Annotated in this window: 16 protein-coding genes and 1 tRNA gene; 9 read left to right on the top strand and 8 right to left on the bottom strand. The window is 64.5% G+C overall.

The genetic code is table 11. The features are described from left to right. Nucleotides 1-49: 49 nt before the first annotated feature. The 4 genes from FA04_RS20315 to FA04_RS20300 are packed head-to-tail and all read right to left on the bottom strand — an operon-like array spanning nt 50 to nt 4,080. A complete protein-coding gene (locus FA04_RS20315; protein ID WP_034787459.1) occupies nt 50-1,066 on the bottom strand; it encodes an AraC family transcriptional regulator in 1,017 nt (338 codons plus the stop codon). 39 nt (nt 1,067-1,105) lie between these two features. Further along, nucleotides 1,106-2,047, bottom strand: a complete 942-nt coding sequence (locus FA04_RS20310; RefSeq protein ID WP_034787472.1) for an electron transfer flavoprotein subunit alpha/FixB family protein — start codon at nt 2,045-2,047, stop codon at nt 1,106-1,108. Beyond that, nucleotides 2,044-2,796, bottom strand: coding sequence for an electron transfer flavoprotein subunit beta/FixA family protein (locus tag FA04_RS20305; protein WP_034787475.1), 753 nt, complete (start codon nt 2,794-2,796; stop codon nt 2,044-2,046). Before FA04_RS20305 ends, FA04_RS20310 begins: the two co-directional genes overlap by 4 nt. Nucleotides 2,797-2,835: 39 nt before the next feature. Then, the gene (locus FA04_RS20300) at nt 2,836-4,080 is read right to left on the bottom strand and encodes an acyl-CoA dehydrogenase family protein (RefSeq protein ID WP_034787477.1); all 1,245 of its coding nucleotides are present in this window, start codon (nt 4,078-4,080) and stop codon (nt 2,836-2,838) included. A gap of 421 nt (nt 4,081-4,501) precedes the next feature. Between FA04_RS20300 and FA04_RS20295 the strand changes: the two genes are divergently transcribed. Beyond that, complete coding sequence (locus FA04_RS20295) at nt 4,502-6,196, top strand: amidohydrolase (RefSeq protein ID WP_200953451.1); 1,695 nt, start codon at nt 4,502-4,504, stop codon at nt 6,194-6,196. Nucleotides 6,197-6,408: 212 nt separating this feature from the next. Here the strand turns inward: FA04_RS20295 and selD are convergent, their stop codons facing one another. Further along, nucleotides 6,409-7,464: a selenide, water dikinase SelD gene (selD, locus tag FA04_RS20290; RefSeq protein ID WP_268817409.1), complete on the bottom strand. Its 1,056-nt coding sequence runs from the start codon at nt 7,462-7,464 to the stop codon at nt 6,409-6,411. Between the two features lie 185 nt (nt 7,465-7,649). Between selD and fdnG the strand changes: the two genes are divergently transcribed. The 7 genes from fdnG to FA04_RS35270 all read left to right on the top strand — a co-directional run bounded on the left by fdnG (nt 7,650) and on the right by FA04_RS35270 (nt 16,796). Beyond that, nucleotides 7,650-10,736, top strand: coding sequence for a formate dehydrogenase-N subunit alpha (gene fdnG / locus FA04_RS20280; protein WP_082936535.1), 3,087 nt, complete (start codon nt 7,650-7,652; stop codon nt 10,734-10,736). After that, entirely contained in the window at nt 10,733-11,719 is a 987-nt protein-coding gene (gene fdxH / locus FA04_RS20275) for a formate dehydrogenase subunit beta (protein ID WP_034787485.1), read from the top strand. The genes fdnG and fdxH overlap by 4 nt, the downstream gene beginning before the upstream one ends. Further along, on the top strand, nt 11,719-12,408 hold the full coding sequence (locus FA04_RS20270; RefSeq protein WP_034787487.1) for a formate dehydrogenase subunit gamma: 690 nt from the start codon (nt 11,719-11,721) through the stop codon (nt 12,406-12,408). The genes fdxH and FA04_RS20270 overlap by 1 nt, the downstream gene beginning before the upstream one ends. Before the next feature lie 103 nt (nt 12,409-12,511). Continuing rightward, nucleotides 12,512-13,423 carry a formate dehydrogenase accessory protein FdhE gene (gene fdhE / locus FA04_RS20265; RefSeq protein WP_034787490.1) on the top strand — a complete coding sequence of 304 codons (912 nt, stop codon included), beginning with the start codon at nt 12,512-12,514 and terminating at the stop codon, nt 13,421-13,423. Further along, nucleotides 13,423-14,799 carry an L-seryl-tRNA(Sec) selenium transferase gene (gene selA, locus FA04_RS20260; protein WP_034787493.1) on the top strand — a complete coding sequence of 459 codons (1,377 nt, stop codon included), beginning with the start codon at nt 13,423-13,425 and terminating at the stop codon, nt 14,797-14,799. Before fdhE ends, selA begins: the two co-directional genes overlap by 1 nt. After that, the gene (selB, locus tag FA04_RS20255) at nt 14,796-16,700 is read left to right on the top strand and encodes a selenocysteine-specific translation elongation factor (protein ID WP_034787496.1); all 1,905 of its coding nucleotides are present in this window, start codon (nt 14,796-14,798) and stop codon (nt 16,698-16,700) included. Before selA ends, selB begins: the two co-directional genes overlap by 4 nt. Continuing rightward, a tRNA-Sec gene (locus FA04_RS35270) sits at nt 16,701-16,796 on the top strand. Between the two features lie 136 nt (nt 16,797-16,932). Here the strand turns inward: FA04_RS35270 and FA04_RS20250 are convergent. Together FA04_RS20250 and FA04_RS20245 are read right to left on the bottom strand one after the other, a co-directional pair. Further along, complete coding sequence (locus FA04_RS20250; RefSeq protein ID WP_034787499.1) at nt 16,933-17,442, bottom strand: gluconokinase; 510 nt, start codon at nt 17,440-17,442, stop codon at nt 16,933-16,935. Next, nucleotides 17,439-18,815: a GntP family permease gene (locus tag FA04_RS20245; protein ID WP_034787501.1), complete on the bottom strand. Its 1,377-nt coding sequence runs from the start codon at nt 18,813-18,815 to the stop codon at nt 17,439-17,441. Before FA04_RS20245 ends, FA04_RS20250 begins: the two co-directional genes overlap by 4 nt. A 282-nt stretch (nt 18,816-19,097) precedes the next feature. Here FA04_RS20245 and FA04_RS35265 point away from each other — a divergent pair, with 282 nt between their 5' ends. Beyond that, nucleotides 19,098-19,244, top strand: coding sequence for a hypothetical protein (locus FA04_RS35265; protein WP_156400696.1), 147 nt, complete (start codon nt 19,098-19,100; stop codon nt 19,242-19,244). 211 nt (nt 19,245-19,455) lie between these two features. Here FA04_RS35265 and FA04_RS20240 read toward each other — a convergent pair whose 3' ends face one another. After that, nucleotides 19,456-19,938: a methyltransferase family protein gene (locus FA04_RS20240; RefSeq protein ID WP_034787503.1), complete on the bottom strand. Its 483-nt coding sequence runs from the start codon at nt 19,936-19,938 to the stop codon at nt 19,456-19,458. Nucleotides 19,939-20,111 lie beyond the last annotated feature (173 nt).

Genomic DNA, 20,111 nt, shown 5'->3' with positions numbered 1-20,111 from the left:
TCTCTGTCCGTCGGACAATCCCGTCGTCCGGCTGGTTCCGTGTGATCCGCTAGCTCCTGCTCCTTGGCATCAGGCCCGGGGCCCGCGCACCGAGACCGCGCCGCGTCGTCGCGGGTACGGCGAGGTCGCTCAACCGTTTCACCCGATAGGCCGTCGGCGTCATTCCGACCGACTTTCGAAACGCTCGCAGGAAATACTTCTCGTCGGTGTAGCCGACCGCATAGGCGATCTGCCCGATCGGCTCGTCGGTCAGCACCAGGCGTTCGCGCGCGTCATCGATGCGCATCTCGCGGATGAGCGCGTTGAAGCTGGTGCCCGTATGCTGCCGCAACAGCGCGCAGAGGCGGCTGCGGGAAAGCCTGGCGTAGGCGGCCGCCTGATCGAGGGTCGGCGAGCGCAGGTAATTCTCCGCGATGAAATCTGAGATCCGGCGCATATGTCCGCTGTCCCGGCCGATCGCCGGCAGAACCGGTGACAACTCGTCGAAACGATCCTCATAGGCCCGGCAGATCCTGCCGAGCATCAGCGTCAGCTCGGCGCGAATGATCTCCCCCGTGCAGATCCGATCCTCGGCATGCTCAAGGATCATCACCCGGCAGGCCTCCTCGACGCGCGCCGCCTGGGCTTCGTCCAGGTTAAAGTCGATGTGCCCCTGCCAGGCAAAGGGCGTGAGTTCGGGGGCAATGCGCACCAGTTCCTGTATCGGATAAGAGCGCGTGATGCCCGGCCGGAGGAAATCGAGGTCGAAGTAGATCACGACGGACCGCGACGCGCTGCTGAAGCGCATCTGATGCGGGGTCATCGGCGCGATGAAATAAACCGAGCCCGGCTGCGGCTTGTAGGATCTGAGGCCGACGCGCGCCGTCGGCGCTTCGGTCATGAAATAGACGATCTGGAAGTAGTCGTGCTTGTGCGCCGGATAGAGCCTTTGTGTCTTTTCGACCAGACGAATGTGGAAGCGAGGCGCATCGGCCCGTTCGAGCGCGTAGGAACGAAAGGGCGCCGACAGGGTGTCGTCCACGTCCTGATCCGGATCGCCGCCCGGCTGCCCATCTGTCCTTGCCATCTCGTCCCCCCTGTTTGCCTCAGTGCCGATGCCACCTGCTCAAGTCGCGCTTGCGAGCGTCCCTTTCAACTCGGGAACCGCCTCGAAGAGATCGGCGACGAGACCATAATCGGCAACCTGGAAGATCGGTGCCTCCGCGTCTTTGTTGATCGCGACGATCACCTTCGAATCCTTCATGCCCGCCAGATGCTGAATCGCGCCGGAAATGCCGCAGGCGATGTAGAGGTCGGGAGCGACGATCTTGCCGGTCTGGCCGACCTGAAGGTCGTTCGAGACATAGCCGGCGTCAACGGCCGCGCGGCTCGCACCCAATGCCGCCCCCAGCGTGTCGGCGAGCGGCGCGAGCACCGTCTCGAAATTGTCTGCCGAGCCCATACCGCGCCCGCCGGACACGACGATGCGCGCCGAGGTCAGTTCGGGCCGCTCCGAAGCCGCTAGAGCATTGGCGACGAATGTCGAACGGCAGGAGCCCGGCGCAACGTCGACTACCTCGATTGGCTTCGCCTTCCCCTGACCCACGGGCCGGAATGCCGCCGCCCGGATCGTCAGAACGCGCTTCGGGTCTTTCGAGCGCACCGTCTGAACGATGTTGCCGGCGTAGATCGGACGGCGAAACAGGTCAGGACCATCGATCGCAATCACGTCCGAGATCTGCATGACGTCGAGCAGTGCCGCGACGCGCGGCATCACGTTCTTGCCGGTCGAGGTGGATGCCGCGACGATGGCATCGTAGTTTCCCGACAAGGCGACGATCAGGTCGGCGAGCGGCTCGGCAAGTTGGTTGGCAAGGCTTTCCCCATCCGCGACCAGGACCCTGTAGATGCCGTCGAGACCGGCGGCAGCCAGGGCTGCGTCGTGACACCCCTTGCCCGCGACGAGCACGTGAACGTCGTTGCCGAGGCAAAGCGCGGCGCTGACCGCCCTTGCCGTTGCCTCATCCAGTTGCGCATTGCCGTGTTCGGCCAAGACAAGCACGCTCATGCCAGCACTCCCGCTTCCGTTTTCAACCGTTCGACAAGCTCCGCCACCGATTTCACCTTGATGCCGGCGGCCCTTGTCGGCGGCTCTTCGAGGCGGACGACTTCCAGGCGCTCCTCGATGACCAGGCCGTAGTCCGAAGGTTGCCTTTCCTCCAGCGGCTTCTTCTTGGCCTTCATGATGTTCGGCAGCGACGGGTAGCGCGGCTCGTTCAGGCGCAGATCCGCCGTGACGATTGCCGGCAGGGCGAGCGCGAGCGTCTGCGATCCGCCGTCGACCTCGCGAATGACAGTGGCGCGATCGCCATTGACGGTGAGCTGCGAGGCAAAGGTCGCCTGCGGCCAACCGAGTTTTGCGGCCAGCATCTGTCCGGTCTGATTGCAATCATCGTCGACGGCCTGCTTCCCAAGAAGGATCAGGGCCGGCTGTTCTTCGCCGGCGACGGCGCTCAGCGCTTTGGCGACCGCCAGCGGTTCGGTCGTCGCCTCCGTCCGGACGAGGAGGCCGCGATCGGCCCCCATCGCCAGTGCAGTGCGTAATGTCTCCGTCGCCTTTTCGGGACCGACGGAAACGACGACCACCTCGGAGGCGATGCCCGCCTCCCTGAGACGGACCGCCTCTTCGACAGCGATCTCGTCGAACGGGTTCATCGTCATCTTGGCGGCGGCAAGGTCGAGACCGCTGCCATCCGCCCGTAGCCGCACCTTCACGTTCGGATCGACAACGCGCTTCACCGCGACCAATATCTTCATCCTTCGTCCTCCCTTGCCCGCCAACTCCTCCGACAGGTCCTAGTTTTCAGGGCCTGCGTATTTGCCGGCGGTTGCCGGGAACATGGTCTTGATGATCTTCATCCGGCTGACATCGACGGTCGCGTCCATGTGCAGGAAGATGGCGGCGTCGCGGAACAGCTTCTCGATGCCGAACTCCAGCATTGCGCCGTTGCCGCCATGCAGTTCCAGCGCGTGGGTCGCGACCTTCATGATCTCCTCCGACGCGTAGACCTTGGCCATGTTGCAAAGAATATCCATGTCCGGATGCCGCTCGTCGACGGCCCTCGACGCCCGCTCGATCAGCGCGCGCACCGCCTCGATCCGGGTCGCCATGTCGGCGAGCCTGAGCGCCACCGCCTGGTGCTTGATGAGAATACGCCCGCCCTGCACATAGTTCTGGACATAGTCGGCCGTGCGCTCGAAGCAGGCGACGCCGACGCCGAGGTTCTTGGCCGCCTGGATGATCTTGCCGGCGCGGAAATACTGCCCGGCGCTGCCAAGGGCTGTGTTCTGGACGAGAAGGTGATCCGCCGGCACCCGGCAGTCTTCGAACACCAGCTCGCCGTTGTTCATGAAACGGCAGCCCATGGTCTCGTTGCATTTCGTCACCGTCAGGCCCGGCGTGTCGCGCGGCACGAGGAAACTCGAGGTTCCCTGCAGCATGCCGACGGAGGAGTCCGTATTGGCATAGACGACGTAGAGGCTCGCATCGAAGCCGTTCGAGATGAACTGCTTGCGGCCGTTGATCACCCAGTGCCCGTCCTTGAGCACGGCCTTCGTGTGCATCGCCGCCTCGGGCACATTGTAGGGTAGCCAGCGGTCCGAAGCGCCGCGCGGCTCGGTAAGGCAATGGGCCAGCAGGAACTGCGGGTCCGCCAGAAGGCGCGGAAACCACTTGTCCTGCAGGTGCCTTGGCGCGAATTCGCGCAGGAGGATCGAAACCTTCCAGTTCTGCACCAGCTTGTCGGCAAGGCCGGAGTCGCCACGAGCGATTTCTTCGGAGATCAGCGCGAAGGTTCTAACCTCTGTCTCGCGCTCCAGGTCGACGCCGCCATAGGCTTCCGGCACGCCGAGCGTGCGGACGCCGATCGTTTCGGCGCCCTCCAGGATCGAGCGCGGCAGCCGCTCACCCGGGCTCATGTCCCATTCGCGCTGCCAGTTCGATCGAATGAAAGGCGTCACCGCGTCGTCGACGAAGGCGCGGCAGCTGTCGCGCATCATTCGCTGTTCCTGGGACAGTGAGCCGTCATCGGCGTGGATCATTTCTCGCTCCCTTGGTTCTGATCTGGCGGGTTCCTCATCCTGCCGAGAGATTGGTAGCTTGCCGTTCCGGTGGAGATGAGGTCCAAGTGTGCTCTTTTGGTGGACTATCGTCCAATTCGGCGTGGACTTTCAGCGCGCCATCGGAAGCAAGTGATCGCCGGCCTTCGCCTCGCCGGCTCCACCTGCGATCGCAGTCTGGATCGGCAATCGTCGAAATCCTTGTCCTATTTTTAAGACGCTGTGGCTCGATTTCGGCGCCTACCGCCGGTTTGTAGCGTCCGTATCTTTTTTAGGCCCGCTATCTCAGGCGTGGCGAAGACGGCTCGGCCACCATCCGACGCCGCACCTGCCGGAGAAAGCAACGCGAACCACCCGCGCCCTCCGCCAGTTTGGTTTCACCGATCCTGTTGAGGAGAGTGCCTTGATCCGCCGGTTTTCGACCTTCTGCCTCGCCGCGGCGCAGCTTGCCGTTTTCACGCAATCGTCCTTGGCAAACGATAGTGCCGACCTCGTGCTCAGAAACGGGACGATCGTCACCATGGACGAGGCTCGACCGGCGGCGGAAGCGCTTGCCATTTCCGATGGCCGCATCGTGGCGGTCGGCAGCGACGAGGACATCGAGAACCTGGTGCGACCTGATACGGAGGTCCTGGACCTTGGCGGCCGCACGGTCATTCCCGGCCTTGTCGATACGCATATCCACGCGATCCGCGGCGGCCAGACTTATCCGTTCGAGACCTACTGGCATGACGAAACGAGCCTTGCGAGCGCGCTTGAAGCCTTGAAGACTGCGGCGCGGGATCGTGCCAGGGACCAGTGGGTCGCGGTCGTCGGCTCCTGGCATCCGGACCAGTTCGCCGAGCGCCGAGCGCCTGACGTCGCCGACCTCGACAAGACCCTCCCGCAGACGCCGGCCTATGTGCAATATCTCTACGACTACGCGCTCGTGAACACCAAGGGGATCGAGCTGCTTGCTCTCGACAGTGCTGCGCCGAAGCTGCCGCCCGGCATCACGATCGAGCGCAACGAAGAAAGCCGCGCAACGGGCAGGCTCTTCGGCAACATCGGCTCGTTCAACGTGCTCTTCGGACAACTCAGTGCAATCGGCAAGAACGAGCGCAAGGCGAACCTGAAGGTCTTCTTTTCGCATCTGAACGCGGTCGGCGTCACCGGCTTCATCGACCCTTCCGCAGGGCCGGCCGTCGGCTATGAACCGTTCTTCGCGCTCAGGGACGAAGGCGGCCTGACACTGAGGGCCGGCTACCGAATTCCGGCGGCCCATCCCGGCAAAGAAGCCGAATGGTTCCGCGAAATCATGTCGTTCCGTCCCGCCGTCCACGACGACGGCACGCTGAGCTTCCTGGGTCTTGGCGAATCCCTGGTCTTTGCGATGAACGACGGCGTGCAGATGGGGCCGGGTTTCGCTCCGCCAAAGGAAGCGCGCGACGAACTCTTGAAAGTCGCGCAGTTCGCTGCGGAACGGCGTATCCCCGTCGAGATCCACGCCTATACCGATGACGCCGCGAGCGCCATCCTCGACGTTTTCGAAGAGGTGCACAAGACGCACCCGCTCAACGACCTCCGGTGGTCGATCGCCCACCTCAACACCGGATCGGAACGGACCCTCGACCGGATGCAAAAGATGGGTCTCGCCTACACCGTCCAGATGGGTCCCTATTTCGAGGGAGCGGCCATCGCAGGCGCCAATGGCACGGCTGTCGCAGCCGTTTCACCACCGACGCGCCTTGCCATCGACAAGGGGCTGCTTGTCGCCGGCGGCACCGACTCCACACGCATCGGCGTCGCCGGCGTCTGGCAGGCGATAGAGTACCACCTGACGGGGCGTTCGCTTGGAGGCACGGTGCAGAAGGCGAGCGACCAGTTGCTCACGCGCAAAGAGGCGCTGCGGCTTTACACGCGAAACGCAGCATGGATCGCCTTTGCCGAGGAGGATCGCGGCACGCTTTCCGCCGGCAAGCTCGCCGATCTCGCAGTGCTCGACAAGCCCTACATGACGATGCCGGTCGACGAGATCGATACCATCCGATCGGTATTGACCCTGCTTGGCGGCAAGGTCGTGTACGATGCCGGCGCGCTCCGGTCTGCCGAGCAATAGCCGGGGTCAGAAGCGCACCCCAACCGTCACGGCGTGGCGAGATCGTGCCTCCGCATCCATCTTGTTGCGGCCGACACAGCCCGGCCGCAATACACCGATCATCGCCGGGACCAACCCGTCCCGACGAAAGACGTTGCGACCACTCTGGTCGACGCGAGATTTGGCTTAGAGAGACGCAGCCAAGCTCGGCAGGGCCGGGTAAGCGCCAAAGGCTACGCGATCACCAATCCCGCCGGCCCGGCCACAGTTTCCCCGATCACCGCCGCGCCGAAACCGTGCTTGTCGAACAGGTCGAGCACCGCCTGCGCGGACGACCGGTCACAGGCGACGAGCAAGCCGCCGCTCGTTTGTGGATCGCAAAGCAGCGCCTTGTCGATCGCGCCCATCTCGCGGGCAAAGGCCACGTCCTGCCCATAGCTTGCCCAGTTCCGCCCGGAGGCGCCGGTGACAAAACCGGCGGCAGCCAGATCGAAAGCACCTTCCAGAAGGGGAACGGCGGACCAGTCGACCCGGACCTGGCAGTTCGACCCGCGCGCCATTTCGAGCGCGTGGCCGGCAAGGCCAAAACCCGTCACGTCCGTCATGGCATGCACGCCGGAAAGCCGCGCGAGATCGGGTCCGGCCGTGTTGAGGCGCGTGGTGCTTTCGATCATCCTGATATAGCCGGCTTCATCGAGCGCGCCCTTTTTCAACGCCGCGGAAAAGATGCCGACGCCGAGCGGCTTGCCGAGGATCAGCACGTCACCCGGCTCGGCTCCGCTGTTGCGCTTGAGATGGGCCGGATCGACGAGGCCGATCGCGACGAGACCGTAGATCGGCTCGACGGAATCGATCGTGTGGCCGCCGGCGATCGGAATGCCGGCCGCCCGACAGGCCGCCGCCCCGCCGTCGAGGATGGCGCCAATGGTTTCCGTCGAGAGCACGTTGACCGGCATGCCGACCAGCGCCAGTGCGAAGATCGGCGTTCCGCCCATGGCGTAGATGTCGCTGATGGCATTCGTCGCGGCGATCCGGCCGAAATCGTGGGGGTCGTCGACAACAGGCATGAAGAAGTCCGTGGTGGCGACCACCGCCTGGTGATCGTTTAGGCGATAGACCGCTGCATCGTCCGAGGTCTCAATGCCGACCAGAAGTTCCGGCGGGACCGGCAGTTGTACCCGTCCGCGCAAAATGTCCTGAAGCACGCCCGGGGCGATCTTGCAGCCGCAGCCGCCGCCATGGGCAAGCGAGGTCAGGCGCGGTTCGGCAGAAGCGGAAATACTGCTCACGGTTGGAACTCCCTTCATACGGTTGCGTCAAAGGCGGCCCTGTCGCAGCTCGCGATCATGACCGATGATCCCGGGCAAGACCATGACTTTTCGGGGCAAATGCCATTCAATTCCTTCTTGACACCAGGGCCTTGAGGTTCGACCATCCCGGTAAGACCGATACGCATGGAAGAGGATGACCTCCAATGAACATCGATCTTTCCCGCCGCAGTTTCCTGAAGCTCGCTGGCGCAGGAGCCGCGGCCACCACGATCGGCGCCATGGGCTTCGGAGCAGCCGAGGCCGCAACAGCCGCCCATGTGCGTGCCTTCAAACTCGCAAGCACCACCGAGACCCGCAACGTCTGCACTTACTGTTCGGTCGCCTGCGGCATCCTGATGTATTCGAAGGGTGATCTTTCCGCCGGCGAGAAGGCGGAGCTCATCCATATCGAGGGCGATGCCGATCATCCGACCAACCGCGGGACGCTCTGTCCCAAGGGCGCGGCGCTCAAGGACTTCGTGAAGTCCGAGACCCGCGCCACGAAGCCGCGTCACCGCGCTCCGGGCGCCGACACCTGGCAGGACATCTCCTGGGAAGATGCCTTCGACAAGATCGCCCGAGCGATCAAGGACGACCGCGACAAGAACTTCATCGAGAAGAACGCGGCCGGCGTGACCGTCAACCGCTGGACGACGATGGGCTTCCTTGCGGCGTCGGGCGGCACCAACGAGACGGGATGGCTGACCTACAAGACCGTCCGGTCTATGGGAGTCGTCGGCTTCGACAACCAGGCACGCGTCTGACACGGCCCCACGGTAGCCAGTTTGGCTCCAACATTTGGCCGCGGCGCCATGACGAACGCCTGGACCGACATCAAGAACACCGACCTCGTCATCGTCATGGGTGGCAACGCGGCCGAAGCTCATCCCTGCGGCTTCAAATGGGTGACGGAAGCCAAGCATCATCGCGGCGCCCGGCTGATCGTGGTCGATCCGCGCTTCAACCGCACGGCCTCGGTCGCCGATGTCTATGCGCCGATCCGCCCCGGCTCCGACATCGCCTTCCTGATGGGCGCGATCCGCTACTGCATCGAGAACGACAAGGTGCAGTGGGACTACGTCAAGAACTATACCAACGCCACCTATCTGGTGAACTCGGAGTTCGGCTGGGCCGATGGTCTCTTCACCGGCTATGACGAGGAGAAGCGCGACTACGATCGTACCGCCTGGGACTACCAACTCAACGAGGACGGAACGGTCAAAACCGATCCGACTCTCACGGACCCGCGCTGTGTCTGGAACCTCCTGAAAGAGCATGTCGCGGTCTACACACCGGAATTCGTGGAAAATATCTGCGGCACGCCCAAGGATCGCTATCTGAAGATCTGCGAGATGATCGGCGCGACGTCGGCGCGCGACAAGGTGATGACCTCGCTCTACGCGCTCGGCTGGACGCAGCATTCGAAAGGCGCCCAGAACATCCGCGGCATGGCGATGCTGCAGCTCATCCTCGGCAATGTCGGCCTGCCGGGCGGTGGCGTCAACGCGCTACGCGGTCACTCCAACATCCAAGGATTGACCGACATCGGCCTGCTTTCCAACTCCCTGCCGGGTTACATGAACCTCGCGACGGAAAAGGAGACGGACTACACCACCTACATGTCGACGCGCGGCAACAAGCCGCTCGTTCCCGGCCAGACAAGCTATTGGCAGAACACCCCCAAATTCATGGTCAGTTTCCTGAAGGCCATGTGGGGCAGCGCTGCCACGAAGGAAAACGACTGGGGCTTCGACTGGTTGCCGAAGCTCGATGTCCCCTACTACGACATCCTCAGGATGTTCGACATGATGAGCCGCGGCGAAGTGAACCTCTACTTCTGCCAGGGCTTCAACCCGCTTCTGTCCTTCCCCAATCGGGCGAAGCTGACCGAGGGTCTGTCGAAGCTGAAACTGCTCGTGACAATCGACCCGCTGCAGACCGAGACGGCGCATTTCTGGGAAAACCACGGTATCTACAACCAGGTGGACTCCGCCAAGATCATGACGGAGGTCTTGCAACTCCCGGCGACCTGCTTTGCCGAGGACGAGGGCGCCACTGTCAATTCGGGCCGCTGGCTGCAATGGCACTGGCCGGGGGCGACACCGCCTGGTGACGCCAAGCACGACACCTGGATCATGGCCAACATCTTCCTGCGGGTGCGTGAACTCTACCGCAAGGAAGGCGGGGTCTGTCCCGAGCCTATCCTGAACCTTGCCTGGGATTACAAGGACCCTTACGAGCCGGAACCGGCCGAGCTTGCCCAGGAGATGAACGGACGCGCGCTGCAGACGCTCTATGACCCGACCGATCCGACGAAGGTGCTGGTCGAGGCGGGCAAGCTCCTGCCGAACTTCGGCGTGATGCGTGACGACGGTTCCACCATGTCGGGCTGCTGGATCTATGCCGGGTCCTGGACGGAAGAAGGCAACATGATGGCCCGGCGCGACAACAGCGATCCGGGCGATGTCGGCACCTTCCTCAAATGGACCTTCGCCTGGCCGGCCAATCGCCGCATCCTCTACAATCGCGCGTCCTGCGATCTCCAGGGCAAACCCTGGGATCCGGCGCGTAAACTGATCGAATGGAACGGCGAGCGTTGGGCCGGCTTCGACGTGCCCGACATAGCGGTGACGGCAAAGCCCGAGGCGGTGATGCCGTTCATCATGACGCCGGAGGGCACCGCCCGCCTCTTTGCCCGCAAGCTGATGCGGGACGGGCCGTTCCCAACACATATGGAGCCGTTCGAAAGCCCGGTCGAAAATCCGTTCAACGCCAAACTTCGCGGCAATCCCGTAGCGCGCATCTTTCCAGGCGACCTGCAACAGCTGGGCACGAGCACCGACTTCCCCTTCGTTGCCACATCCTACCGCCTCACCGAGCATTTCCACTTCTGGACCAAGCACAGCCGTGTCAACGCCGTGCTGCAGCCGGAATTCTTCGTGGAGATCAGCGAGGAGCTGGCGGCTGAACGCGGCATCACCAAGGGCGGGCGGGTGCGCGTGTGGAGCGCACGTGGCGAGGTCTGGGCGAAGGCAGTGGTGACGAAGCGAATTCGTCCGCTGATCTGCAACGGCAAGCCGGTCCATGTGGTCGGCATTCCCTTGCACTGGGGCTTCATGGGTGCGGCCCGCAAGGGCTTCGGCCCGAACAGCCTGACCCCCTTCGTCGGCGACGCCAATATCGACACGCCGGAGTTCAAGGCCTTCCTGGTCAACATCGAACCGGCGGCGGAAGAAGGAGCTTCGGCATGAGCGAACGCGCACCGGAACCGGTAACGGCCGCCGCCAACCCGCCGCTGCAACCGCTGGCGTCGAACCTGTTGCCGAGCGACGTCGTCAAGGCTTCGGCAACAAGCAACGTGCCGACACCCGAACGACAACTGACCCCGGTCGCCAAGCTGATCGACGTGTCGAAATGCATCGGCTGCAAGGCCTGCCAGTCCGCCTGCATCGAATGGAACGACACCCATCCGGACCTGGAGGAAAATGTCGGCGTCTACGAGAACCCGCATGACCTGACGGCTGATATGTTCACGCTGATGCGGTTTGCTGAATACGAGAACCCGGTTACCAACGAGTTCGAGTGGTTGATCCGCAAGGACGGCTGCATGCACTGCGCCGATCCCGGCTGTCTCAAGGCCTGCCCGGCACCGGGCGCCATCGTGCAATATTCCAACGGCATCGTCGATTTCATCTCCGACAACTGCATCGGCTGCGGCTATTGCATCGCCGGCTGTCCCTTCAACATTCCGCGTATCTCGAAGACCGCGCATGTGTCGAAGAAATGCACGCTTTGCTCGGACCGCGTGGCGGTTGGACAAGGACCGGCCTGCGCCAAGGCCTGCCCGACCAAGGCGATCACCTTCGGCACGAAGGAAGACATGGTCACGCTTGCCAACGAGCGCGTCGAGGACCTGAAGTCGCGCGGCTACGATCATGCCGGCCTCTATGACCCGCAAGGCGTCGGCGGAACGCATGTGATGTATGTGCTGCACCATGCCGATCAACCGTCGCTCTATTCCGGGCTGCCGGAGGATCCGCAGATTTCGCCGGTGGTGCGCGGTTGGAAGGGTCCGGCTAAGACCGTCGGCCTCGCCGTTGCCGGACTTGCCGCCGCCGGCGCCGTGCTGCACGGCATCTTCGCCCGGCCGAACGAGGTGACCGCCCATGAGGAAGGCGAGGCGGAGGAACTCGTCGAGGATCGCAACCGCCCGCAAGGCGGCAGGGAGGCGTGATGGCTGACAAACGTATCTATTCGGCCCCCGGCGACAGGATCGAGACGAAGCATCCGGTCACCGTCAATCGCTATCGTGGTTATACCCGTCTCAACCATTGGGTCACCGCCGCCTGCATGATCGTGCTTCTGATCTCCGGACTTTCCTTCTTCCACCCGTCGCTGTTTTTCTTGACCGGCCTCTTCGGCGGCGGCCAGACCACGCGATGGCTGCATCCGATCGTCGGACTTATCCTCGTCGCAAGCTTCCTCCTCCTGTTTGCGCAGATGTGGAAGCTCAATCTGCCGCGGCGCGAGGATGTGGAATGGAGCCGCAAGTTCGGTGATCTACTCCAAGGCAACGAAGAGAGCCTGCCCGAACTCGGAAAATACAATGCCGGCCAGAAGATGGTCTTCTGGGGCATGTCCGGTCTGATCGTCGTGCTCGTGACGACCGGCATCATGATCTGGGAGCAGTACTTCCCGGACCTCGTTTCCATCCCCGTTCGCCGCATCGCGGTCGCGGTGCATGCGCTGGCGGCGCTTTTCACGATCCTGATCTTCATCGTCCATGTCTATGCGGCAATCTGGACGCGCGGCACGATAAGGGCCATGACCCGCGGCACCGTCACCGGCGGCTGGGCCTTTCGGCATCATCGCAAATGGCTGCGCGAACTGGCTGGACGCCAGGGCTCCGACCCGTCAAAATGAACGTCTCCTACAGCGCCGCGCGTCCTATCAGGCGCGCAAAGGTTGCCGTAGCACCTTGTAATGCTGCATGATCGGGCCTTGCGGCCGGATTGCCGGAGATGCGATGGCAGAAGACATACAACCCGATCCCTCCCTCATCGGCGGCGTGCCGAATCCGCCGCTGGCCTTCCTGCCCGAGCCGGTCAAACTGTTCCAGACACGCGCACGCCGCTTCGCGTTTCTCGCCGAAAGCAACGCGCTTGCGCCTTATCTCACCTTCCTCGCGGCGCTCTCCAAACTCCAGGCTCGCTTGGCGGTAACCCTTCCGCCCGTCGCGGCGCCCACATCGGCGCGCCTCGCCGAGGCCGCCCGCGCCGCCATGCCGCCTTTCGACCGAATGGCGCTTGTCGATGACCCCGGCCTTTCCGCAACCCTCGACGCGCTTCTCGAAGGCGCTGCCGATCTCGCCATGCCCGACCCCGCCCGCCTGGCGCTCGATGCGGTACGCGCAGCAGAGGACGGCGACCGGCACTGGTTGCTCGCCAACATCCTATCGGATCGGGTTCCGGAAGACAGCGCCGCTCCCCATCTCTTCGTCGCGGCCGCGGTGCAGCTGCACATGGCGCGGCTCGCCGCGACGCTCGATGCGGAAGCCCTCGTCCCTGTCAGCCTCGGCGTCTGTCCCGCCTGCGGCGGCCGGCCGGCGACGTCGTCGGTCGTGGGTACACAGGGCGTCGAGAACGTGCGCTATGCCGCCTGCGCCTGCTGCGCCACGCAATGGAACGAGGTGCGGGTGAAGTGCCTCTGTTGCGGTTCGACCAAGGGCATCAGCTATCGTTCGGTCGAGACCTCGGAGGCGACGGTAAAGGCTGAGACCTGTCGGGAATGCCATGCCTGGGTCAAGATCTTCTACCAGGTGAAAAATCCGAGCCTGGAGCCGATCGCCGACGACGTCGGCAGCCTTGGCCTCGATATCCTGATGAAGGAGACCGAGTTTCGCCGAGGTGGCTTCAACCCCTATCTCGCGGGGTATTGATGCAGGATTTTCGCGTGCTCCCCTCGGTCGACCAGGTGCTGACCTCGCCAGAGGGACTGGCGCTGACGGAAGAACATGGCCGTCTCGCCGTCGTCACCGCCGTCCGCGCCGGGCTTGAGATCGCGCGGGAAAAAATCCGTGCGGGCGACGATGGGGCAACGCTTGCGGCCGATCTGCCGCGCCGCATCGCCGAGGAGCTGGCGGCTGCCGCCCGCTCCGCCCTTCGCCCGCTCATCAATCTCACGGGCACCGTGCTGCACACCAATCTCGGCCGCGCCATTCTGGCCGAAGAAGCCGTCAGCGCCGCAAGCGCCGCGATGGCCAACCCGCTGGCGCTGGAGTTCGACCTTGACGGCGGCGGTCGTGGTCAGCGCGACGATCATCTGCGTGGCCTGCTCTGCGAACTGACCGGCGCCGAGGACGCCACAATCGTCAACAACAATGCCGCCGCCGTGCTGATTGCGCTCAATACCCTGGCCGACGGACGCGAGGCGATCGTCTCGCGCGGCGAACTGATCGAAATTGGCGGCGCCTTCCGCATGCCCGACATCATGGCCCGCGCCGGCGCCAGGCTGGTGGAGGTCGGCACCACCAACCGCACCCATCCGCGTGACTATGAGGGCGCGATCGGGCCTGAGACCGGCGTCATCCTCAAGGTCCATACCTCCAACTACCGGATCGAAGGGTTTACCGCCGAGGTGCCGGCGCCAAGACTGGCCGAGATTGCCCGCAGGGCCGGTGTCCCGCTCTTGAACGACCTCGGCTCGGGCTCACTCATCGATCTCTCCATCTTCGGATTGCGACGCGAGCCGACGGTGGCGGAAGCCGTCGCCGAAGGCGCGGATCTCGTCACGTTTTCGGGCGACAAGCTGCTCGGCGGCCCCCAGGCGGGCTTCGTGGTCGGTCGGCGCGATCTCATCGCCGCCATCAACCGCAATCCGCTCAAACGCGCCGTTCGTCTCGACAAGATCCGCATCGCCGCGCTCGAAGCGACACTGAAGCTCTATCGCGATCCCGATCGGCTGAAGGAGCGGCTGCCGACGCTGCGCTTTCTTTCCCGGCCGGAGGTCGACATCGGCGCACAGGCGGCCCGTCTCGCTCCGGCAATCGATGCGCTGCTCAAGCCGCACGGCTATTCGGCAGCAGCTTGCACGTGCCAGAGCCAGGTCGGCTCCGGCGCCTTGCCGGTCGATACGATCCCGAGCGCCGGCCTGCGGCTGACAGGCAGCGGCGGCGACGCGCCGGAACGGCTTTCCGCACGGCTTCGCGCCCTGCCCATCCCGGTCGTCGGCCATATCCGTGATGGCGCGCTGGTCCTCGATCTGCGTTGCCTGGAAAGCGACGAGATGCTCATCGCGGCCCTGGCAGCACTATGATCGTCGGGACGGCAGGGCATATCGACCACGGCAAGACGGCGTTGGTGAAGGCCCTGACCGGCACGGACGCCGACCGCCTTGCCGAGGAAAAAGCCCGCGGCATCACCATCGACCTCGGTTTTGCCTATACCGACCTCGGCGGCGGGACGGTCACCGGCTTCGTTGACGTGCCGGGTCACGAGCGGCTGATCCATACGATGCTTGCCGGCGCTGGCGGCATCGATTTCGCGCTGCTGGTGGTCGCAGCCGACGACGGCATCATGCCGCAGACGCGCGAGCATCTCGCGATCCTCGACTTGCTCGGCATCACCAGAGGTTTCGTTGCGCTCACCAAGGCCGATCTGGCCGGGCCTGAGCGGCGCGCGGAGGTAACCGCGGAGATCCAGACCGCCCTCGCCGGCACCGGTCTGGAAAAGGCGCCCATCCTTGCCGTCTCCGCCCTTACCGGCGAAGGCATCGAGGTCCTGCGCGCGGGGCTCGCCGCCGCCGAAGCGGAAACCGCCGCACGCAACGATGCCGGCCTGCTGCGCTTTGCCGTCGATCGCAGTTTCACGCTTGCGGGCGCCGGCACGGTCGTGACCGGCATGGTGCTCGGCGGCCGTGCGAAGCTCGACGATAGCGTCACGGTCAGCCCGTCCGGCCTGACCGCCCGTATACGCGGGATCCATGCGCAGAACCGGAAAGCAGCGGAGGGGCTTGCCGGCCAACGCTGCGCGCTGAACATCGCCGGCGAACGGGTGACGAAGGACGCGATCCGGCGCGGCGACGTGGTCCTCGCCCCGGCACTGCATGCACCGACGGACCGGATCGACGCGGAGGTCCGCGTGCTTGCCTCGGAGGCCAAGCCGATCGGCACCTGGTTTCCCGCACGCTTGCACACCCATGCGACAGAGGTCGGTGCGCGGATCGTGCCTCTTGCCGGCCCGCTCGATCCCGGGACACAAGGCCTCGTGCAACTGGTCCTCGACCGCCCCATCGCCGCGACCATCGGCGACCACTTCATCCTGCGCGACACCTCGGCCATCCGGACCATCGGCGGTGGCCGTTTTCTCGATCTGCGCCCGCCGGCGCGAAAGCGTGGCACGCCGGAGCGACTGGCCTTCCTTACCGCTTCTGGCAACGAGGACCCGGCGGCGGCCCTTTCCGACCTGTCCGACCTGGCACCGATCGAGCTTGCGGCCTTCCTGCGCGACCGTGGCCTGGGCGAGGACACGCTTTCCGGGCTGCTGATTGCCGCCGGGGCGAGGGCCATCGGCGACCACGCGCTCTCGTCCGCAGCAGCGGACGGATTGCGGGCGAACCTGACTGACACACTCACAGCCTTCCACGCAGAAAACCCGGAGCTTGCCGGCATCGGCCGCGAACGGTTGCGGCTCCTGCTCAAACCGCGCCTGCCGACGACAAGCTTCCTCGCGTTCCTCCGAGACGAAGCCGCGGCAGGTCGAATCGTGCTTGACGGCGCCTTCCTGCGCCTGCCGGGCCACGAGGTTCGGCTGTCGCCGGCGGACGAGGACCTGTGGCAGCGGATCCATCCGCACCTCGTCGACGATAGCCGCTTCCGGCCACCGCGCGTGCGCGATTTCGCGGCCCTTCTCAATGCCGACGAGCGCGACATACGGCGCGTGCTGAAGCTCGCCCAGAGGCTCGGGCAGACCCACGAGATCGCGCACGACCATTTTTTCGCCCGCGCGGTCGTTGAGGAGATGGCGGCCATCGTGCTCGATGTGGCGGCACAGGCGGAAGACGGCTGGTTCACCGCGCCCAGCTTTCGCGACCGGGTCCACAACGGCCGCAAGGTCGCCATCGAGGTCCTCGATTTCTACGACCGGCTCGGCCTGACCTTGCGCAGGGGAGATCTGCGTCGCATAAATCCCCATCGCAGCGACCTGTTTCAGCGCTGAGGAAGGGAATCGTCTCCGGTGGGACGGCCGGACTTCAAATCCGGTTGGGGCAGCGAGCCTGTCCCGGGTGGGTTCGACCCCCACTCCCCTCCGCCAGCGCTCACGCATTGGAGCTCAGGCTGCGGGATGCGCGGACGTTCAGGGATCGCTTCGCCTTCAATGCGCGATTGCACGCCCCGTCCCCGCCGTACAGCGACTGTCCGCCGAAGTGAGAAGCGCAAGCGCGGCTGGGCTAGTTGCCCAGCCCCTGGATGGCAAGATCGACCTGCTCAGCTGTTGGAAGAGCCACGTCGACGACGACGCCATCCTCGTCCGGACCGAGCGGCTCGAGGGTCGCAAGCTGAGTGTCGAGCAGGGAAGCAGGGAAGAAGTGTCCCGCCCGATGCGAGAGCCGGTCGGCCAGCACGGTGCGGTCGCCGTGCACATGCACGAAGCAGACGCGCGGCGCGCCCGTGCGCAGGATGTCGCGATAGGACCGTTTCAGGGCCGAGCACCCGACCACCGAAGGGCTGCCAGCCGCCTCGTCCTTGGCAATTTCTGCGGCCAGCGCCCGCAGCCAGGGTTCACGGTCATTGTCGTCGAGCGGAATGCCCGCGGACATCTTGGCGACGTTCTCCGGCGGGTGAAAGCTGTCGCCCTCGACAAAACGCCAGCCGAGCCTTGCGGCCAGCGCCTCGCCGACAGTGGTCTTCCCGCTGCCGGATACGCCCATCACCACGATATGCTGAAGGTCCTCACTCATAGCAGCCACCATCCCACAAGCGCGAAGGCGAAACCAATCACCCCGAGCAGGGTTTCCATTACCGTCCAGGTCTTGAGCGTCGTCCGCTCATCCATCTGAAGGAAGCGGCCGACGAGCCAGAAGCCGGAATCGTTCACATGGCTCAGCACCGTCGCGCCGCAAGCGATGGCGATCACGAGGAAGCACAGGTCGAAGGGGCTAAGCCCCGTCGTTGCCGCGACCGTTGGAGCGAGAAGGCCCGCCGTCGTCGTCAGTGCCACGGTCGCCGACCCCTGCGCCACACGCAGGGCCGTGGAGATGAGGAAGGCGGCGACGATCAGCGGCATGCCGATCGCCTCGAGGCTGCCGGCGAGCGCCTGGCCGATGCCGCTTGCTCGCAGCACGCCGCCGAACATGCCGCCGGCTCCGGTAACGAGAATGATGCCGCAGATCGGGCCTAGCGCCCCGTCCATCAGCTTTTCCATGTCCTTGAGCGTACGCTCGCCGCTGAGGACCCACATGCCGACGAGCACAGTGATCAGCAGGGCGACGGGCGTCTGCCCGGCCATGCGCAGGATGCTGACCCACAATGCGCCGCCGTCGATCATCTTGGCGGCGGCCAGCGTCGATAGGCCGGTATTGAGGAAGATCAGCACGAGCGGCAGCAGCAGCACCAGCATCACCGTGCCGAAAGACGGGGGCACTTCGTCGTGCGCCGCCTCGTTCGGCGACCCGAGAAGGGTTGGCACCGGCAGTTCGAAGCGTTTGCCTGCCCATAGGCCGAAGAGATAGCCGCCGAGATACCATGTGGGCAGCGCCACGACGAGGCCGACGAGCACGAGCAGGCCGATATCCGCCCCCAGCAATTCGCTGGCGGCCACCGGGCCTGGATGGGGCGGGAGGAATGCGTGCATGACCGCAAAGGCGCCTGCCGAAGGCAGCGCATAAAGCAGAACCGAGCCGCCGAAGCGGCTTGCGACGCTGAAAATGATCGGCAGCATGACCACGAGGCCGGCGTCGAAGAAGATCGGAAAGCCGAACAGCAGCGAGGCGACGCCGAGCGCGAGAGGCGCGCGCTCAGGTCCGAACTGGCCGATCAGCCGATCCGCGAGCACCTGCGCGCCACCGGAGACCTCCAGCATCCGCCCGATCATCGCGCCAAAACCGACGAGCAGCGCCACCGAGGCAAGCGTCGAGCCAAAGCCCTGCAGGAGGGTCGGGACCACGTCCGCGAAGGAGATGCCGGTCACCAGCGCCGTCAAGAGGCTGACCAAAACCAGAGCGACGAAGGCATGCAGGCGCAACCGGAGGATAAGAAAAAGAAGCAGGCCAACGGCTGCCGCCGCGATCAGCAGGAGCGTCGCGGTTCCGTAGGCGGGTTCGATCGAAGTCATGTGTCCTCCTTGTTCCGGAAGTGAGGTCAAGGGCCATATAGTCTATGGCCCTTCACAGCAACCTACCTGAAAGAGGTGGGCACAGGAGATACGGCCGTATGAAGAAGGGCTTGTGGCCTGGCGCTAACGATCGCCGTCGACAGGCGATCGCGCGCTTGAGGCGCGGCGCATTGCCATAGGCACACATCGCCACACGCGCTCGATCATACTCCACCGGGCGTGTTAGGTATGGCAGCAACTCGGCAGCCTCTGTCGTGATCATTCAACTGAAAGGTAGAATAAATGCGCGCTACAATCCTGTTGGCAATGGTTCTCGCCCTCGCCGGATGCTCCCAGACCGGCGGCGGCGGCGGTGGCGGTGGCGGCTACGCCGCCGATTATGAAGCTGGTGACGGCGACTACTATCACGGGATCGTAGCGCCGAGATAAGGCCCGACCTTCTGCACGAAAGACCACCTTTCGTGTTCCAGCGGGATGGACGCTCGTTCAAGTCCATCCCGGCAATACCCCCTAGGCACACGCGCAGCCGCCTCGGCTATGATCAATCGAGGGCCTGCCGACTCATCCACCCGAAATCGCGAGTGCTGCGACGCGACGTCCGGACCCGTTTCATCGCCGCGGAGCATGCCGATTTGTGCAATCAGAGCCAGCGCCTGACGCGCGCCTTGTAGACCCGATAGACGTCGCCGAACTTGCGCTCGAGATAGGCCTCCTCGCGCGCCACGACGCCATAGCGGATGATAAGGTAGAAAGGCACCAGCAGGATCAGCAGCCACAGGCTGTCGAAGACGATGGAAAAGCCGATCAGGCCGAGAAACATGCCAGTATAGATCGGGTTGCGGGTGAAGCGGTAGGGACCGGCTTCGACAATCGCCGATGTCGGGCGATGGATCTGGATTTCGGTTCCCGCACGCCTGAAGCTCACCGCCGCCCAGATCAAAAGCGCGAGACCGGCGAGAAAAATGATGCCGCCGACGAGGGCGTCCGGCACCATCGCGGGCACGAAAGGCAACGGGTAGAGCCGGTCGAGCACGAGGCCACCGCCCACCGACATCACCCAGGCGATCGGCGGATGGATCACCGCGCCGGAACGGTCAGGCGCATTTCCCGTCGTCTCGTTCATCAAAACACCCTTTGCCTGGTTTCCGCGCCGTCCGTTCCCGCACCGATGGCGCTGGCTGCGATTTTAGCGGACGCGGGCCATTTGCGAAAACCCTCCAAGACGCTATGTGAACGGGGGATCATCGGCTCCGTCTGGGTCCGTGATCATGCCATGGCTACAACAGGACGAGACAC

Source organism: Ensifer adhaerens (genome assembly GCF_000697965.2).
In the GTDB taxonomy this organism is placed as follows: Bacteria; Pseudomonadota; Alphaproteobacteria; order Rhizobiales; family Rhizobiaceae; genus Ensifer; species Ensifer adhaerens.
This window is presented reverse-complemented; position numbering and strand designations above follow the sequence as displayed.

Bases quoted from the DNA above. Each gene is read 5' to 3' on its own strand.
- selA (WP_034787493.1), top strand. From the start codon at position 13,423: ATGCAGGATTTTCGCGTGCTCCCCTCGGTCGACCAGGTGCTGACCTCG.
- FA04_RS20305 (WP_034787475.1), bottom strand. From the start codon at position 2,796: ATGAAGATATTGGTCGCGGTGAAGCGCGTTGTCGATCCGAACGTGAAG.
- FA04_RS20300 (WP_034787477.1), bottom strand. From the start codon at position 4,080: ATGATCCACGCCGATGACGGCTCACTGTCCCAGGAACAGCGAATGATG.
- FA04_RS20310 (WP_034787472.1), bottom strand. From the start codon at position 2,047: ATGAGCGTGCTTGTCTTGGCCGAACACGGCAATGCGCAACTGGATGAG.
- FA04_RS20270 (WP_034787487.1), top strand. From the start codon at position 11,719: ATGGCTGACAAACGTATCTATTCGGCCCCCGGCGACAGGATCGAGACG.
- FA04_RS20250 (WP_034787499.1), bottom strand. From the start codon at position 17,442: ATGAGTGAGGACCTTCAGCATATCGTGGTGATGGGCGTATCCGGCAGC.
- FA04_RS20240 (WP_034787503.1), bottom strand. From the start codon at position 19,938: ATGAACGAGACGACGGGAAATGCGCCTGACCGTTCCGGCGCGGTGATC.
- selB (WP_034787496.1), top strand. From the start codon at position 14,796: ATGATCGTCGGGACGGCAGGGCATATCGACCACGGCAAGACGGCGTTG.
- FA04_RS20315 (WP_034787459.1), bottom strand. From the start codon at position 1,066: ATGGCAAGGACAGATGGGCAGCCGGGCGGCGATCCGGATCAGGACGTG.
- FA04_RS20245 (WP_034787501.1), bottom strand. From the start codon at position 18,815: ATGACTTCGATCGAACCCGCCTACGGAACCGCGACGCTCCTGCTGATC.
- FA04_RS35265 (WP_156400696.1), top strand. From the start codon at position 19,098: ATGCGCGCTACAATCCTGTTGGCAATGGTTCTCGCCCTCGCCGGATGC.
- fdhE (WP_034787490.1), top strand. From the start codon at position 12,512: ATGGCAGAAGACATACAACCCGATCCCTCCCTCATCGGCGGCGTGCCG.
- fdxH (WP_034787485.1), top strand. From the start codon at position 10,733: ATGAGCGAACGCGCACCGGAACCGGTAACGGCCGCCGCCAACCCGCCG.